General features: G+C 55.0%; 15 protein-coding genes. 11 read left to right on the top strand and 4 right to left on the bottom strand.

Annotated features, from left to right (window positions below):
- Window positions 1-23: 23 nt before the first annotated feature.
- The 3 genes from P2R09_RS07150 to pepD form a co-directional block, all read right to left on the bottom strand.
- Window positions 24-1,025: an ABC transporter permease gene (locus tag P2R09_RS07150; RefSeq protein WP_003851161.1), complete on the bottom strand. Its 1,002-nt coding sequence runs from the start codon at window positions 1,023-1,025 to the stop codon at window positions 24-26.
- Window positions 1,022-2,527 carry a sugar ABC transporter ATP-binding protein gene (locus tag P2R09_RS07145; RefSeq protein WP_275768417.1) on the bottom strand — a complete coding sequence of 502 codons (1,506 nt, stop codon included), beginning with the start codon at window positions 2,525-2,527 and terminating at the stop codon, window positions 1,022-1,024. Before P2R09_RS07145 ends, P2R09_RS07150 begins: the two co-directional genes overlap by 4 nt.
- Before the next feature lie 258 nt (window positions 2,528-2,785).
- Window positions 2,786-4,243: a beta-Ala-His dipeptidase gene (gene pepD / locus P2R09_RS07140; protein ID WP_275768415.1), complete on the bottom strand. Its 1,458-nt coding sequence runs from the start codon at window positions 4,241-4,243 to the stop codon at window positions 2,786-2,788.
- Between the two features lie 253 nt (window positions 4,244-4,496).
- On the opposite strand from pepD, the gene gpt reads away from it, so the two are divergent.
- From gpt to crl, 3 genes are all read left to right on the top strand, one after another.
- Complete coding sequence (gpt, locus tag P2R09_RS07135) at window positions 4,497-4,955, top strand: xanthine phosphoribosyltransferase (protein ID WP_003851171.1); 459 nt, start codon at window positions 4,497-4,499, stop codon at window positions 4,953-4,955.
- A 115-nt stretch (window positions 4,956-5,070) separates the two neighbouring features.
- Window positions 5,071-6,318, top strand: coding sequence for an esterase FrsA (frsA, locus tag P2R09_RS07130; protein WP_275768412.1), 1,248 nt, complete (start codon window positions 5,071-5,073; stop codon window positions 6,316-6,318).
- Between the two features lie 156 nt (window positions 6,319-6,474).
- On the top strand, window positions 6,475-6,876 hold the full coding sequence (crl, locus tag P2R09_RS07125; protein WP_003851176.1) for a sigma factor-binding protein Crl: 402 nt from the start codon (window positions 6,475-6,477) through the stop codon (window positions 6,874-6,876).
- Window positions 6,877-7,135: 259 nt separating this feature from the next.
- On the opposite strand, the gene ompC is transcribed toward crl, so the two are convergent.
- On the bottom strand, window positions 7,136-8,248 hold the full coding sequence (ompC, locus tag P2R09_RS07120; protein WP_275768408.1) for a porin OmpC: 1,113 nt from the start codon (window positions 8,246-8,248) through the stop codon (window positions 7,136-7,138).
- 238 nt (window positions 8,249-8,486) lie between these two features.
- On the opposite strand from ompC, the gene proB reads away from it, so the two are divergent.
- The 8 genes from proB (at window position 8,487) to P2R09_RS07080 (ending at window position 15,904) form a co-directional block, all read left to right on the top strand.
- Window positions 8,487-9,590 carry a glutamate 5-kinase gene (proB, locus tag P2R09_RS07115; protein ID WP_008924844.1) on the top strand — a complete coding sequence of 368 codons (1,104 nt, stop codon included), beginning with the start codon at window positions 8,487-8,489 and terminating at the stop codon, window positions 9,588-9,590.
- A 10-nt stretch (window positions 9,591-9,600) separates the two neighbouring features.
- Window positions 9,601-10,854, top strand: a complete 1,254-nt coding sequence (proA, locus tag P2R09_RS07110) for a glutamate-5-semialdehyde dehydrogenase (RefSeq protein ID WP_275768405.1) — start codon at window positions 9,601-9,603, stop codon at window positions 10,852-10,854.
- A 360-nt stretch (window positions 10,855-11,214) separates the two neighbouring features.
- The gene (locus tag P2R09_RS07105) at window positions 11,215-11,946 is read left to right on the top strand and encodes a S24 family peptidase (protein WP_275768403.1); all 732 of its coding nucleotides are present in this window, start codon (window positions 11,215-11,217) and stop codon (window positions 11,944-11,946) included.
- Between the two features lie 422 nt (window positions 11,947-12,368).
- Window positions 12,369-12,647, top strand: a complete 279-nt coding sequence (locus tag P2R09_RS07100) for a hypothetical protein (protein ID WP_003854417.1) — start codon at window positions 12,369-12,371, stop codon at window positions 12,645-12,647.
- 203 nt (window positions 12,648-12,850) lie between these two features.
- Complete coding sequence (locus P2R09_RS07095) at window positions 12,851-13,318, top strand: glycoside hydrolase family protein (RefSeq protein ID WP_275768400.1); 468 nt, start codon at window positions 12,851-12,853, stop codon at window positions 13,316-13,318.
- Window positions 13,315-13,662 (top strand): hypothetical protein, encoded by a 348-nt coding sequence (locus tag P2R09_RS07090; RefSeq protein WP_008924848.1) that lies wholly within the window; start codon window positions 13,315-13,317, stop codon window positions 13,660-13,662. Before P2R09_RS07095 ends, P2R09_RS07090 begins: the two co-directional genes overlap by 4 nt.
- Window positions 13,659-13,952, top strand: coding sequence for a hypothetical protein (locus P2R09_RS07085; protein ID WP_039390758.1), 294 nt, complete (start codon window positions 13,659-13,661; stop codon window positions 13,950-13,952). The genes P2R09_RS07090 and P2R09_RS07085 overlap by 4 nt, the downstream gene beginning before the upstream one ends.
- A gap of 203 nt (window positions 13,953-14,155) precedes the next feature.
- Complete coding sequence (locus P2R09_RS07080) at window positions 14,156-15,904, top strand: glycosyl hydrolase family 28-related protein (RefSeq protein WP_275768396.1); 1,749 nt, start codon at window positions 14,156-14,158, stop codon at window positions 15,902-15,904.
- The last annotated feature ends 341 nt before the right edge of the window (window positions 15,905-16,245 follow it).

The raw sequence follows: 16,245 nt of genomic DNA, 5'->3' as shown, positions 1-16,245 counted from the left end.
TTATCAACTCCGGTAAACGCGCCTCAGCGGCGCTGGATATAGGTAATCGCCAGTGCTAAAGCCAGCACCAGTCCTTTAATAATGTCCATGGCGTAGTAGGGAACAGAGAGCATCACCAGACCGTTCTGCAGCACGCCGAGAATCACCGCGCCGACCAGCGTGCCAAGCGCATTGGGCTTGCCGGAGCCGGCCAGCGAGAAGCCGATCCATGCCGCCGCGACGGCGTCCATCAGGTAGCCGCTTCCGGCGTTAACCTGCGATGAACCGATACGCGAGGCGAGCAGGATGCCACCCAGACCGGCCAGCAGTGAGGCGATCACATAGGCCAGCACCCGATAACGGGTGGTACGGATGCCGGAGAGGCGCGCTGCCTCTGGATTCCCGCCCAGCGCGTACATCCGGCGACCATGTTTGGTCAGAGACAGCGCCAGCTGCGCGGCGACGGTCACCACCAGCATGATGATGACAATGGTTGGCACCTGGCCGAGCAGGCCAAACGTCGCCGGAATAGTGCCTTCCGCCATATCACCGCTCGGCAGCACCATGTTTTCAGTGATCGATCCGCCAAAGCTGTAGGTCATCGCCACACCCTGAATCACAAACAGCGTTGCCAGCGTCGCCAGCATGTCAGGGATACGCAGGATCACAATCAGGAAGGCGTTAAACAGACCGACCAGCGTGCAAAGCGCCAGGGTAATCAGGATCGCGGTGGTGGTGCCGAAGCCGTACCAGACAAACAGTGAAATCACTAACGCATTCGCCAGTGAGGCGGTCGAGCCGACCGACAGATCAAAGCCGCCCACGGTCAGTGATATCGACACGCCAATTGCAATCACCGTAACAATGGCAATCGATCGCAGAATATTGATGATGTTATTGGGTTCAAGGAAGCTGTCGGAGGCCAGTCCAAAGGCGGCAATCAGGATCACTACCGTGAGCAACATGCCCCATTTGTAGAGAAAGTCGAACAACTGGTGACGCCATGGCGAGGGTGTCAGGTTCAGGCTGGTTTCTTTGCTGCTCACGCAGGGGTTCCTCCGGTGGAATAGAGCAAAAGCGTCTCTTCAGTGACGTCGCGTGCAGCCAGCTCGGCCACGATGCGTCCATCCCAGAGCACGCAAATCCGGTCGCATAAGCCGACCAGTTCAGAAAATTCACCCGACGCGTAAATAATGCCTTTCCCTTCGCGCGCCAGGTTATCGATCAGGGTGAACAGCTCGGTTTTGGCTTTAATGTCCACGCCTTTGGTCGGCTCATCGAAGATCAGCACATCCGCGTTGTTGCGTAGCCATTTGCCAATGGCCACCTTTTGCTGGTTGCCGCCGGAGAGACGTCGCAGTGTCTGTGCCGGACCGGTGGTGCGCACCTGCAACTGCCGTATAACCTGCTCTGCCCAGCGCCATGCCTGGCGATGACCAAACAGGCTCCAGCGCGAAAAGCTGTCGTCGGCGCTGACGCTGAGGTTCATTGCGACGGATTCATCAATAAAGATCCCCTCTTTGCGACGCTCTTCCGGCACCAGCGCCATACGGCGACTGACCGAGTCGTGCGGCGAACGGGGTTGCCACGGCTGACCGTGCAGTTCACCGCCACTGACGCGGCTTTTGCTGGCACCAAACAGCGCTTTGCAGAGCTCGGTTTTGCCGGCACCGGCCAGTCCGGCAATCCCAAGAATTTCACCTTTATGCAGCCGCAGCGAGATATCCTGCAGCAGCTGCTCATCGTGCAATCCTTCCACCGTCAGCAGCAGCGGCTGTGCCTGTTGTTCACGGCGGACCGGGAAGATATCGGTCAGCTGATGGCCCAGCATCTTCTCCACGATCTGTTCACCGCTCAGCGCCGCCATCGGGCCGGTTTCGATTAACCGGCCATCACGCAGCACCGTCAACTGGTCGCAGATCGCTTTGAGTTCATGGATACGGTGAGAGATAAACACCACGCCAATACCGCTGGCCTTAAGACGACGCACCACGGCAAATAGCCGCTCGCTTTCGTGCTGATCCAGCGGGGCAGTGGGTTCGTCGAGAATCAGGAAGCGGCAGTGGTGTGACAGCGCCCGCGCCAGCAGAATTTGCTGTTTTTCCGCCAGAGTGCAGCGCTCCACCAGCCGGTTAACGTCCAGCGCCACGTCGAGCTGAGCCAGTAAGGCCCGGGCCTGACGGCGAATCTCGCCCCAGCGATAGCGGTGGCCGGGCTCTGCCAGCCGATCCAGCAGAATGTTTTCCGCCACGCTGAGCTGCGGCACCAGGGCGACATCCACTTCCTGCTGAACCAGATGGATACCCAGCTGTTTCGCGTCACGCGGGGTGCGGATAGAAACCGGCTCCCCATCCAGCAGGATCTCGCCACTGTAGTGATTGTGCGCGCCGGAAAGGATCGCCATCAGCGTAGACTTGCCCGCGCCGTTAGCGCCGGTCAGCGCATGAACCGAATGGCCCTCACTGCGGAAATCCACCGACGATAGCGCGGAAAAACCGCCAAAAGCGATGGAGATATTACGCATCTCAAGGCAGTTTACCCCTGGCATGTGATGACTCTCCTGAAGAAACACTGGCCGCATTTTTTCCTGAACCTTCAGGCGCGGCAACAGCCGAAAGCGCATAAGCTAGCACGAAATCTTATTAGCCATCCAGACATCTGGACATAATGGCGGCTGTGACTAGCGAAGCGTGAGAACGTGGCGGAATAGTAGGGGAAAGCGCGAAAAAGGTAGCGAATTATGCTGGTGAAAAGTCACAGGCATAAAAAACCAGGCCGGAGCCTGGTTGACTTTTTTGTGACAGAATTACTTTTCTGGCACCACATTCAACAGGGTGGTCAGCAGTTTCCAGTAAAGACCCACGCTTTCGATGTGAACCTGCTCATCCGGCGAGTGCGGCCCGGTGATGGTTGGCCCAATCGAGACCATATCCATGTCCGGATACGGCTTTTTGAACAGACCACACTCCAGACCGGCGTGAATCACCTGAATGTTAGGGGTTTTATCAAACAGCGCAATATACGTCTGACGAGTCAGCGCCATGATGGCGGAGTCTGCATCCGGCTGCCAGCCTGGGTAGCCGCCTTTCGCTTTAGTCTGCGCGCCGGCCAGCTGGCCCAGCGAGGTCAGCATCTGCACCACATAATCACGGCCGGTGTCGATCAGCGAACGAATCAGGCAGTTGATCTCTGCGTGATCGGCTTCCATCGTCACTACACCGATGTTCAGTGAGGTTTCGACGACGCCTTTCGCCACGTCTGAATTGCGGATCACGCCGTTTGGCGTGCTGTTCAGCAGGTTCAGGAAGCGATCGCGGCTGTCAGTGCTCAGGGCATCGCCCTGATGCGCCAGCGGCTCGGTGACCAGTGCAATGTTCGGCTCTTTGATGCCGTGCTCGTTTTTGATGGCGCTCAGGAACTGCGCTGCCGCTGATTTCAGCGCATCCGCTTTGTGGCTTTCTACCGCGACGGTAGCGAAGGCTTCACGCGGAATTGCATTACGCAGCGTACCGCCGCTGAACGCCAGCAGACGCAGATCCAGTTCAGCCGCGTGGGCCGCCAGGAAACGCGCCAGCAGTTTGTTGGCGTTGCCCAGGCCCATATGAATATCGGCACCGGAGTGACCGCCACGCAGCCCTTTCAGCGTCAGCTTCAGAGTCTGGAACTCAGCAGGCACGGCTTCACGGGTCAGCGGCAGGGTGGAGACGAAATCGATACCGCCTGCGCAACCCATATAGATCTCACCTTCCTCTTCAGAGTCGGTGTTGATCAGGATTTCAGCCTGCAGCCAGTTGGGTTGCAGTCCGAAAGCGCCATCCATGCCGGTCTCTTCGGTCATGGTCAGCAGCACTTCCAGCGGGCCATGCGTCAGGCTGCTATCAGCCAGTACCGCCAGCGCAGAAGCCATGCCGATGCCGTTGTCGGCGCCCAGCGTGGTGCCGCGCGCTTTCACCCACTCGCCGTCAATCCACGGCTGAATAGGATCTTTGGTGAAGTCATGAACGGTGTCGTTATTTTTCTGCGGCACCATATCCAGATGCGCCTGCAGCGCGACCGGAGTACGGTTTTCCATGCCTGCAGTGGCGGGCTTACGAATCAGGATGTTGCCGACCTGATCGCGCTCACACCAGAAGCCCTGCTCTTTAGCCCAGCCAGTGATGTAGTTCGCCAGCGCTTCTTCGTGAAAAGAGGGATGGGGAATAGAGCAGATCTTAGCGAAAATATCCCACAGCGGCTGTGGAGAGAGTTGAGACAATTCAGACACGACAGGTCTCCTGTGTCAGTGTACCGGCGAGGCCGGACATCGCGAGTTTCCAGTGAAAAATCGCCGTCAGAGAATCTGACGAGCCAGTCCTGAGAATATCACTGTTTTTTACCGGGTGCGCTCTCAGACGCGCTAAAAAGCCGCAACCGGCGCACGGGTGCTGGTTTTTAGTGCGTCAACTCCTTATAATCTCGCGCAACCTTTTCCCCGTTGCACATTTTTACGCCACCTCGGTTGGCTGGGATTTCTATTTATGAGCGAAAAATACGTCGTTACCTGGGACATGCTTCAGATTCATGCCCGCAAACTGGCCCAGCGTCTGCTCCCTGTTGAACAGTGGACAGGCATTATCGCGGTGAGCCGCGGCGGTCTGGTACCGGCTTCGCTGCTGGCACGTGAACTGGGTATCCGCTACGTTGATACCGTCTGCATCTCCAGCTATGACCACGATCATCAGCGTGAAATGAAAGTCCTGAAGCGCGCAGAAGGCGACGGTGAAGGCTTTATCGTAATCGACGACCTGGTCGATACGGGCGGCACCGCGCAGGCGATTCGCGAAATGTATCCGAAAGCGCGTTTCTGCACCATTTTCGCTAAACCCGCCGGTCGTTCACTGGTTGATGATTACATCGTCGATATTCCGCAGGATACCTGGATCGAGCAGCCGTGGGATATGGGTGTCGTTTATATCCCGCCGATTGTAAAAAACTGATTGATATACATCAGACAACGCCCGGTTTTCCGGGCGTTGTGCATTCTGAGCCTCGCACCCCGAATTGCCGTACAGTACACTTAGCCATCGCCGTTCTGTTGCAGGAGAAGTGAGTATGTCGAGCAAAAATCTCAGCGAGGAGCTATTCAAGCCGCGCTTCAAACATCCTGAAACCTCTTCCCTGGTTCGCCGCCAACATCACGCTACCCCGAATGTCCACTCTGCCCTGGAGGGTGACAGCCAGCGCGGCTGGTATCGCATGCTGAATAAGCTGATGTGGACATGGCGAGGCCTGACGCCGCAGGAGATCAGTGAAGTGCTGGCACGTATTGCCATCAGCAACGCTGAACATACTGATGAGACGCTGCTCGACACCGTGATTGGTTTTCGCGGCGGCAACTGGCATTTCGAATGGTGTAAGCAGGCGGGCATCTGGCAGCAGAAAGCGCTGGAGGCATCCGACGACAGCGATGCGGGCGACGACTGGCTACATGCGGCCCATCTTTATAGCGTTGCGGCTTATCCCTATATAAAAGGCGATGAACTGGCTGACCAGGCACAGACGCTGGCCAATCGTGCCTATGAAGAGGCGACTCAGCGGTTGCCTGGCGAACTGAAAATCCTGACGTTTGCTATTCCGGGCGGCAGTCCTGTCAGCGGCTTTCTGCATATGCCGCCGGATGTTGAAGCGCCTTATCCCACCGTACTGTTTTGCGGCGCACTCGACTCGTTACAGAGCGATCACTATCGCCTGTTCCATGATTACCTCGCCCCGCGTGGCATTGCTATGCTGACGATTGACGTGCCATCAGTGGGCAACTCGGTGAAATGGACGCTGAATCAGGACACCAGTTTTCTGCATCAGCAGGTGCTGCGCGATCTAATCAATGTGCCCTGGGTCGACCATACCCGCGTGGCGGCATTCGGTTATCGCTTTGGCGCTAACGTGGCCGTGCGGCTGGCCTATCTGGAATCGCAGCGGTTGCGTGGGGTCGCCTGCCTGGGCCCGATTGTGCATGCACTGCTGACCCAGACGGCATTGCAGGATGCGATCCCGGATATGTATATGGATATGCTGGCGAGCCGGCTGGGTATGGCAACCGCCTCCGACAGTGCGCTGCGCACTGAACTCAACCGCTATTCGCTTAAAACCCAGGGATTACTGGGCCGCCGGACGCCCACGCCGATGCTGTCGGGCTACTGGCAAAACGATCTCTTCAGCCCGGAAGAGGAGAGCAGGCTTATCGCAAACTCTTCCTCAGACGGCAAAGCGTTGCGGATTCCGGTGAAGCCGGTGATGGCCAGTTTTGATAAGGCGCTGAATGAAATTTGTGACTGGCTGGAGAAGCGTTTAAAAAGGTGACTGGCAAAATTTACAGTATTTGCTACAACTAGTAGCGGAATTCTTCCGGGCTGCCGCTAAGTAAAATATGACGTCATCGGACCCATGTGGTGTGGCGTCGCGCTGGCCGTCCGGAAATCAAGGCTATATAGCGGTCAAAACCTATGGAGAATCAGCATGACGTTACCAAGTGGTCATCCCCGCAGTCGCCTGCTTAAGCGCTTTACGGAGCTTGGGCCTTATATTCGCGATGGGAAATGTGGCGAAACCCGTTTCTTCTTCGACTGCCTGGCTGCCTGCGTCAATGTGAAACCGGCACCGGAACTGCGAGAGTTCTGGGGCTGGTGGATGGAGCTGGAAGCACAGGCTGACCACTTTACCTATGTCTACCATATCGGTCTGTTCGATAAAGAGGGTGACTGGTCGGTGGCAACCATCAAAGGGAAAGAGAACACGGCGCGTGTGGAAGAGACCTTACGGAATTTCCATACCCGTCTGAAAGCGATGCTGAAAGAGTTCGAGCTGGATCTGATCCCAGCCAGCGATTTCGATGAGAAACCGGTGAAGCTGAGCGCCTGATAGGGTAGTGTAGTGAAATAAAGACGAAAAAAATGGCGAGTTTAAAAACTCGCCATTTTTGTTGAAGTCTGACCCGCTGTTGGATCGAGCCTTCTCAGAGAACACGGTCAGATCGGAAAGACGCAAAAGCCGCCATCCATGGCACGCTCGGCCCGCGCCGTCCTAGCGCGGGACGCTTTCCTCTTCTGACCGTGTTCCCTGCGTGTTGAATTTATGCGTTGCTGCCAGCTCCAAATCTGCCCGGTTTGCGAGCCTGAAATCAGAACTGGTAAGTCACACCCATCGCCACAATATCGTCGTTGTTAAGCGACAGCGCATTGTCGTCAGGCAGTTGGTTGATTTTGTAATCAACGAAGGCGGACATATTTTTGTTGAAGTAGTAGGTCGCGCCCACATCGATATATTTCACCAGATCCGCATCGCCGATACCGTTTTCGATATCTTTGCCTTTGGTCTGTACGTAACCGATTGACGGACGCAGGCCGAAATCAAACTGATACTGCGCCACCAGTTCGATGTTCTGCGCTTTATTGGCTGCACCCGCGACGGCTGCGCCGGTGGTACGGTTGGTGCCGCTAATTGGCGTCATGTTGCGGGTATCAGTGTAGATTGCGGCCAGGTAGACGCTGTTAGCATCATACTTCACGCCTGCGCCCCAGGAATCCGCACGGTCACCGCGGCCATAAGCGCGCGCCTGCTGCTGGTTGGTGCGGTCAGATGAGGTGATGGCACTCATCAGGCTCACACCAGAATCACCCAGAGCATAGCCGAGAGAAGCACCGTAGCCGTCGCCATTCTGACGGTTAATATCAGTACGGGTGTTGGTGCTGGACGCGTCATTTTTGCCCTGGTACTGCAACGCAAATTTCAGGCCATCGACCAGACCAAAGAAGTTATTGTTACGATAAGTCGCAACACCGGTGGCGCGCTGGGTCATAAAGTTATCAGAGCGGGCTGTACCGTCACCGCCGAATTCCGGGAATACGTCAGTCCAGGCTTCAACGTCATACAGCACACCGTAGTTACGGCCATAATCTACCGAACCATACTGAGAGAATTTCAGACCAGCAAACCCGAGGCGGGTTTTGTTGCCGTTGTTGGCATCACTGCCTTCGGAGTTGTTAACGTTGTACTGATATTCCCACTGACCATAACCGGTCATCAGGTCGTTAATCTGTGTCTGACCCTTAAAGCCGATACGGGTATAGGACTTGTCTCCATCCTGGCTGGCATTATCGCTGATGTAGTGCTCAGCTTTAACTTTGCCGTACAAATCCAGTTTGTTGCCATCTTTGTTATAGATTTCGGCAGCCTGCGCGGCAGAAGCCAGCGTCAGCGTGGAGAGGAGCATGGCCAGTGTGCTTTTCTTCATTTGCTATCAATCCCAATGTGAACAACGTAAAAAAATGAAAGTTTTTGTAAAACACGGACTTTTTACCCGTCAGTGATGAACTTTTTATGACACTTTTCATGATTTCTTGTTAACCATGAACTTTTGGTCTACCTCCTTGTCCGCGTAATTTCGTGCTTTTCCCCCGCTGGCTGTTGGCTTCCTTATCGACTCCTGTTAAAACGTCCTTTCGTAAAAATTTTTCTCTACGGCAGGAAATATGAGTGGCAGTCAGACCTTAGTGGTCAAGTTGGGTACCAGCGTTCTCACCGGCGGATCTCGCCGGTTGAACAGGGCGCACATGGTGGAACTGGTTCGTCAGTGTGCGCAGCAGCACGCCGCAGGCCACCGCATTGTGATCGTGACTTCTGGCGCAATGGCCGCCGGACGCGAACATCTGGGCTACCCCGAACTGCCACCGACCATCGCCTCAAAGCAGCTGCTGGCTGCGGTGGGGCAGAGTCGTCTGATTCAGCTGTGGGAACAGTTATTTTCTATCTACGGTATTCATATTGGTCAGATGCTGCTGACCCGTGCCGACATGGAAGATCGCGAACGCTTTCTGAATGCCCGTGACACGCTTCGTGCGCTGCTGGATAACCATATTGTGCCGGTGATTAATGAGAACGATGCTGTCGCCACCGCTGAAATCAAAGTGGGCGACAACGACAATCTCTCGGCGCTGGCGGCGATGCTCGGCGGCGCCGACAAGCTGCTGCTCCTGACCGATCAGCAGGGGCTTTTTACCGCCGATCCCCGTAACAATCCTGAGGCTGAGCTGATCAGTGATGTGCATATCATCGATGATGCGTTGCGCGCCCTGGCAGGTGACAGTGTTTCCGGGCTCGGCACCGGCGGCATGTCCACCAAGCTTCAGGCGGCGGATGTTGCCTGTCGTGCCGGTATCGATGTGATCATCGCCTCGGGCAGCCGCAGCGGTGTGATCAGCGATGTGATTGATGGCAAGCCGGTCGGTACGCGCTTCCATGCGCAGCAATCGCCGCTGGAAAACCGTAAACGCTGGATTTTCGGTGCGCCACCGGCGGGTGAAATCACCGTCGATGACGGTGCGCTGGCGGCCATTATCGAACGTGGCAGTTCGCTGCTGCCGAAAGGGATCCGGGCGATCCAGGGAAATTTTTCGCGCGGTGAAGTGATCCGCATTCGCAGCCTGCAGGGCCGGGATATCGCTCACGGCGTTTCACGCTACAACAGCGACGCGATGCGAATGATCGCCGGTCATCACAGTCAGCAGATCAGCGAGATCCTGGGATATGAATATGGCCCGGTGGCGGTTCACCGCGACGACATGATCGTCAGTTAAGGAGCGGACAATGCTTGAAGAGATGGGAAAAGCGGCGCGTGCCGCAGCGTATACCGTGGCCGATCTGTCAACGGCAGAAAAGAACGATGTTCTGATGACCATTGCTGACCGGCTGGAAGCCGAGAGCGCTGACATTCTGGCGGCTAACGAGCTGGATTTAGCCGATGCGCGTCAGAACGGCATGAGCGCCGCGTTATTAGATCGACTGACACTTAATCCGCAACGCCTCAGCAGCATCGCTAGCGATGTGCGCCAGGTTTGTCAGCTGGCCGATCCGGTAGGGCAGTTAATCGACGGTGGTCAGCTCGACAGCGGCCTGCGCATTGAACGCCGTCGCGTGCCGCTGGGCGTCGTTGCAGTAATTTATGAGGCGCGCCCTAATGTGACGGTTGACGTCGCCAGTCTGTGCCTGAAAACCGGCAACGCCGCTATTCTGCGTGGCGGTAAAGAGACCTGGCGCACCAATGCGGCCACCGTTCGGGTCATTCAGAACGCGCTGAAGCAGCACGGTTTACCGGTAGCCATTGTGCAGGCGATTGAAAATCCTGACCGCGAGCTGGTGAATCAGCTGCTGAAGCTGGATCGCTACGTCGACATGCTGATCCCGCGTGGCGGAGCCGGGCTGCACAAGTTGTGCCGGGAAAACTCCACCATTCCGGTGATTACCGGCGGCATTGGCGTCTGCCATATCTACATTGATGAGACGATGGAGATTGAACCGGCACTTGATGTGATCGTCAACGCCAAGAAACAGCGTCCCAGCGCCTGTAACTCACTGGAAACGCTGCTGGTGGACCAGGCGATGGCCGAGCGTTTCCTGCCTGCATTCAGTGCGCGAATGGCGCAGGAAGGAATCGCGCTGCATGCTGACAGCAACGTGCTGGCACAACTTCAGCCTGGCCCCGCCCCGGTTAAACTCGTGAGTCCTCAGCAATACAATGACGAGTGGCTGTCGCTGGATCTTAACGTTAAATTGGTGGCGGATATGGATGAGGCGATCGATCACATTCGTACGCACGGCACACAGCACTCAGATGCTATCCTCACCCGTAATACGCGTAATGCCGCGCGTTTTGTTCGTCAGGTCGACTCGTCAGCGGTTTATGTTAACGCCAGCACCCGCTTCACCGACGGTGGTCAATTTGGTCTGGGCGCGGAAGTGGCGGTCAGTACACAGAAATTGCATGCTCGTGGCCCCATGGGGTTAGAGGCGCTGACCACCTATAAATGGATAGCGTGGGGAGACGATACGCTCCGCCCATAACTACGATAATTTTTAACAAAGCGGGAGTCTTTCAAAGGCTCCCGTTTTTTTTATCCCGATTTTTCGGACCAGTGAAAGATAGAATTTTCTGCGCATCAGATCATTTTCTGTTCTGTTCTCGTCATCCCTGGCAATTATGCTGCTTGATATTCACGCAATTTCATACGGAACATTCCTGAAAGCCGGGGCTGCAAGCGGCCTGAGGCAATATTTTTTGTTCAGCCGCAGGCTGAAGCGGATAATGATAGTTAGCAATGCTTGATAAAGCGGTTAGGTAGTAAACGAGCGGTAATATAAAATGAACTGGTAGCAATAACGAAAATAACATCCAGTATCTCTTCTATGGCTGATTATTAACTAATGGTTAAAAAAGAAAGTACAAGACAAGCTTTCACCGCCAGGCTGATAGCGGCCTGTGAGAGTGCCGGCATTGTCGGACATGGACGAAACAAACAGGTTGCCAGAGCTCTGCAGCAGCAAGGCTGTAAAATTTCAACGCCAGGCGTGTGGAAGTGGTTTAACGCGCAGTCAGTGCCTGATGGCGGCAATTTACTGGCACTCAGTCAATTGCTGGGTGTCAGGGTAGAGTGGCTCCAGTACGGCATGGAGCAATCCACTGAACCTGTAGCGATGAGTACACTCACTGGCCAAAAGAGTGTGTTTCGTATTGATAGCCTCGACATTGGTCAGCGCAGTGCTGCGGGCCTGCCCGCGCGCGATGAGTTTGTCGAGACTATCCAGGCGATTGAATATGGTCTGGATGAGGCACGGGTTCTGTTCAACGGCCGTCCGGCGGAAAACATTCGGTTGATCGCTATCAACAGTGATTCTATGGCTGACACCTTTGCACCGCGCGATCAGTTGTTTGTGGATATCAGCGTGCAGATGTTTGACGGCGATGGTATCTATATTTTTACCCTCGACGAGCAGCTCTACCTCAAACGCCTGCAGCTGCAGCATAAAAAAATTGCAGTGATATCAGATAATAAACGCTATGAAACGTGGTATCTCAATCGTGATGAGGTCACCAGCCTGAAGGTGCTCGCAAAAGTGATTATGAGCCAGGCGCGACACTATCAAATTCTCGGCTAAAGCCGTTTCTGCCGCTTTTCTCCGGAGAGCTGCAAAAAAATAATCGGCATAAATTCATAAATTTAACCAGTGGTAAATAAAAAATTAACCAACAGTGTTTGATAAAGCATAAGAACCTGTTAATAATTTGGACATGGATGAACGAAGACGTTCTTTTCAGGGATGACCCGCTCTTAAACAATTCAGGCGCTGCACAAGCGCGAATCATACCACCCAAAAGTCAGTGAACTTTGGGATGGGGTGGATGCGCAAATGCAGCGTCGTCAGATGCCGTTTATTTCCCCTCGCTTACTTTCCACCTGGCTGCTTACGCAGCCGGGCGGTGAGCGTGCGACCGCGATATACGACATTCGGGTCCGTTCGGTTTCCCGAAAGCTCGCGCCTGCCACCCCATCGCCAAATACTCATTCACAGGAGGAGTTATGGCGATTATTCACTATGGCAAAAGCGTTTTCACTGGCAACGCACGTACGCGTCGCCATCGGCGGCGCCAGCCTCTCAGCAGCCTGCAACAGAGCATCGACCAGGCACTGAACTTTCCAGCTGAACCACCAACCCTGAGGCGTGCAGAGCAAATCTGCCAGCGTCAGGTCGCCCCGCGCGTTGATCGCGCAATCACAACACCCCGCGTGACCAGTCAGGAAACACCCAGTTTCGACAATTGCTGTCTTCCGCATGTTCATCTCTACGCCGTGAGCTGAAGCGCGAAGCGCGCGCCGTTTTTCGTTCCGGCTAACGCTTTGTTATCTCCAGCTCTCATTGGGCGCAATCTGCTGAATTACTGTTTAGTTTTGCTGCAGCTTCAGCAAGGCCCTTTGCTGTGCCGGGCTTGTTAATGATCAGCGTGCGTTATGTATTTATTTTCACAAGGCTGAAGGCCTTAATTCGTCATTGAGGAGTCCGTATGAGCCAGATCATCGCAGTACTGAATTTTGAAGAGGGATATGTCGACACACCTTATCTCGACACGCTGGGTTTCCCCACAGTGGCGGGCGGCATACGCATTGGGCCAAAAGGGGCGTCGCTCAGTAATTACACCTTCCGCGTGCCACGGCGCGTCGGTGATGTCTGGAAGCAGTGCATTCTGGAAAACAAAGTTCAGGAGATGCAGGGCAGGGAGCTGCTGCGCAATGCGCTGACGAAGTGCAATGACGCTCGCACCGATGTGTTGCTGAGCATGACGTATCAACTGGGCGTGGAGGGCGTCCTGCAGTTCAAAAACATGCTCACCGCCATCATCGCTGAACAGTTTAGTGATGCGGCTGACGCGATGATGAACAGCCTCTGGGCGCGTCAGACGCCGGGCCGGGCCCGGCGTCATGCGGAGATGATGCGCACCGGCACTTATGCGATTTACAGGGGGCTGCTATGAGATGGCTCATGTTTCTCATTGCCGTGCTGACGGCAATCATCATTCTGCTGCTGCTGCAGCGCTTTACCACCCTGCAGTTTGTCTCTCATGCCCGCCTGCTCTTCAAAACCTGGTCTGTCTGGCTTGCGTCGTTGGGTTCCATGCTCAGCGCCTGGGCGCAGTCATTCCCCTCTGCCGCCGTTGATGCCTGGAACGTGCTGCCGGAGGACGTGAAATCGATTCTGCCCCACAACTACCTGGGACTGGTCGGCGCATTCATGGTGGCGATGGGAGTAATTGCCCAGTTTGTTCGTCAGAAAAACCTGCTCACCGCGAAGGAGCAGGCGGGAGGAGCGAAACCATGACTCTCATTACCACCTTACTGGGCGGCAGCTGGCACTGGCTGGCCGCACTCGCTGGCGTGATTGCGGCGCTGGGCGCCAGTTATTTCGGCGGCAAGAAAATCGGCAAAGTGCAGCAAAAAGCACGTTCTGACGTCGATAACGCGCAACAGGAGGCGTCCCGCGTTAGCGCGGTGGCGCAACAGCAACAACACAACCGCGAGGAGGCTAACCGTGTGGCGACCGACAACCATAGCCTTGATGACGCTGCTGCTCGCGACAAGCTGCAGCAGTCGAAATACCACAAACCCTGAGCCGGTAGCGATTACCGACTCTGCCTGCGTACTTTTTTCCCCTCTTTATACCTACGGCGATGACGCGCAAAAAATGGACGTTCGTACGGTGCGCGCCATCAACACCCACAACGACATGTGGGACTCCCTTTGCGGCCATCCGGCTGCGGCTAAGTAGTGCGCTGATTTCAGCGCGATATCTCTGTGATCCTGAGGAGGATTCTATGATCGAAGTTAACTCTTTTGCTGAACTGCGTACCACTGTTCCACCAAAATCAGGTGAAGTCGCCAGCCTTAAACGCTATTACGATAAGGACTCCAGCTTCCGGGGTGGCGCAGACTTTGTCGGTTTCCTCAGCACGACACCGCTGAAAGATGATGGCGGTACGGTAGCGGTGGGTAACGGTTTCTACTGGAAGCGCACCATCAACGATCCTGCGGAAGTGAATGTCCTGCACTTTGGCGCGAAAGGGGATGGCGTCACTGATGATACTGATGCTTTCAAGCGGATGCTGGCATGGACCCAGACCTACAACACCTATGCAAAGGCAATTCCGGTTCGTTTTCCGGGTGGACGCTTCCTGATTTCACCTATCGATCTCACCGATACGGAATTGTCATTTTTTGGGCTGTCAGGGGATGATATGGAACAGGGATCATCACCGCGTACCACCATTGTCTCTGACAAAAGTCCTAATCCGGTGTTTAAGGTGATGGCGCGCCGAATTGCAATACAGGGGATCGCGTGGCACGGGCAGGCCAATGCCGATGTCTCTGCCAAAACCACCATTTTGCCTGAGCAGTGCAGCAATATTCAGCCATTCTTTGAAAATACGATTACCGGCGGTCAGGTCGTCAACATCTACTGCTTCAAATCGCAAAGCTCGGGTGGCACAGTCTTTAAGCTGCAGGATACCCTCGACAGTAAGTTTGATCAGATCTACACCTCGAACTCATTTGCTCGGGTGTTCGATGTGGGCTGGTCAAATGCCGCGAAGGGAAACTGGGATCACTCCACCGCGATTGAATTGTGTAATGCCAACTTCCAGTCTGGCTTCGGTGATGCAATTCTCTATATGCCGCGCATGACGCAGGGGATCATACGGAACGTCTGGATTGAGCATTCTGTTAACCCTGGGGACCTGTCGGACGGTGGCTGGACTATTGATACGCTCAACATTGAAGATTGTGTCGCGCCGCTCAATCTGAACAATGCCCGCGTGGTGATGCGTCAGATTAACCTGCAGGCGGGAGCGAAAATCACGAATGATATTGCCGGAAACAAATGGTTATCCACTTTTGAATATGGCTACCGTCGGGATGAGAACTACGGCACGTTCATGACCGGTTCACTGCGTGCGGGCTATTACAGCGGATATAAAGTCGTGAACAACACCGATACCGATAACTGGTATCGGTTGGGCCAGCTCTTTTTCCCTGCACCTAATCAGCAATGGGTGATGGAACTGATCGGTAAAGCGGATGCCACCACGCCGTCCGGCACCGCCGGTTCACCGGTAAATATGCCTGCCTCGGGCAAAACCCTGATCAACCTGCAGCGACTGGAGACGGTCTGGGCCGATGCTTATCATATGGGGCAGCCTTCTGTGCTGGACATTCGTTATGGTCGGGTAGGGACCACCTATGCCGTAATCTGGGTCAAGCTGAAAGCCAGAAGCGGCGAGACCATGTTCAACCTGAAGACCACGGGTCCAACCCGGTTTGATACCGGTTCCTGCTCGCTGTTCCAGGCGGATATGTCGGTAGTGACGGACACGACCAATGTCATCAACAACCTGAAACCCGCTGCACGTTTCGGCATGCACAATGGACTGGCGGGTATCGGTGCCAACGAGAAAGGGGTGGTGACGCTGGCGACTGCGGCGGGTACACCAGCTAACAAGACCGCGCCGACCGGTTTTGTGCTGATCAATATCAACGGCGTGGATCGCAAGGTTCCTTACTACGACTGATGATCGGCATGTTTTGGGCGAGGCGTGAGCCTCGCCCTTTTTTGATCTGTGGGTATCTCCACTTCTCTTTATGCCATCAGAAACGCATCGCCCAGCCAGGCTGCTTCCCTGAGAGAGTCTCGCACTTTCATGTTCTTCAGTCGGCGGATTGCGATTAATTTGAATTAGGAGTTGCGTCACTGTGAGAAGTGTGGCCTAATGAATCGTCGGTTTGATTAACAGACACTATCAAAGTAAGTAACCAAAGCAGTTCTCATCTCTAAGTTTGTCGCGAGACATCCCTTCTTTTTGAGTCTTCTCTTACGTTCTGATTAAAATCTGTTCTCAGGCCATTATGCCGG

The sequence above is a fragment of the Pantoea sp. Cr_R13 genome (assembly GCF_029222565.1).
GTDB lineage: Bacteria > Pseudomonadota > Gammaproteobacteria > Enterobacterales > Enterobacteriaceae > Pantoea > Pantoea eucalypti.
This window is presented reverse-complemented; position numbering and strand designations above follow the sequence as displayed.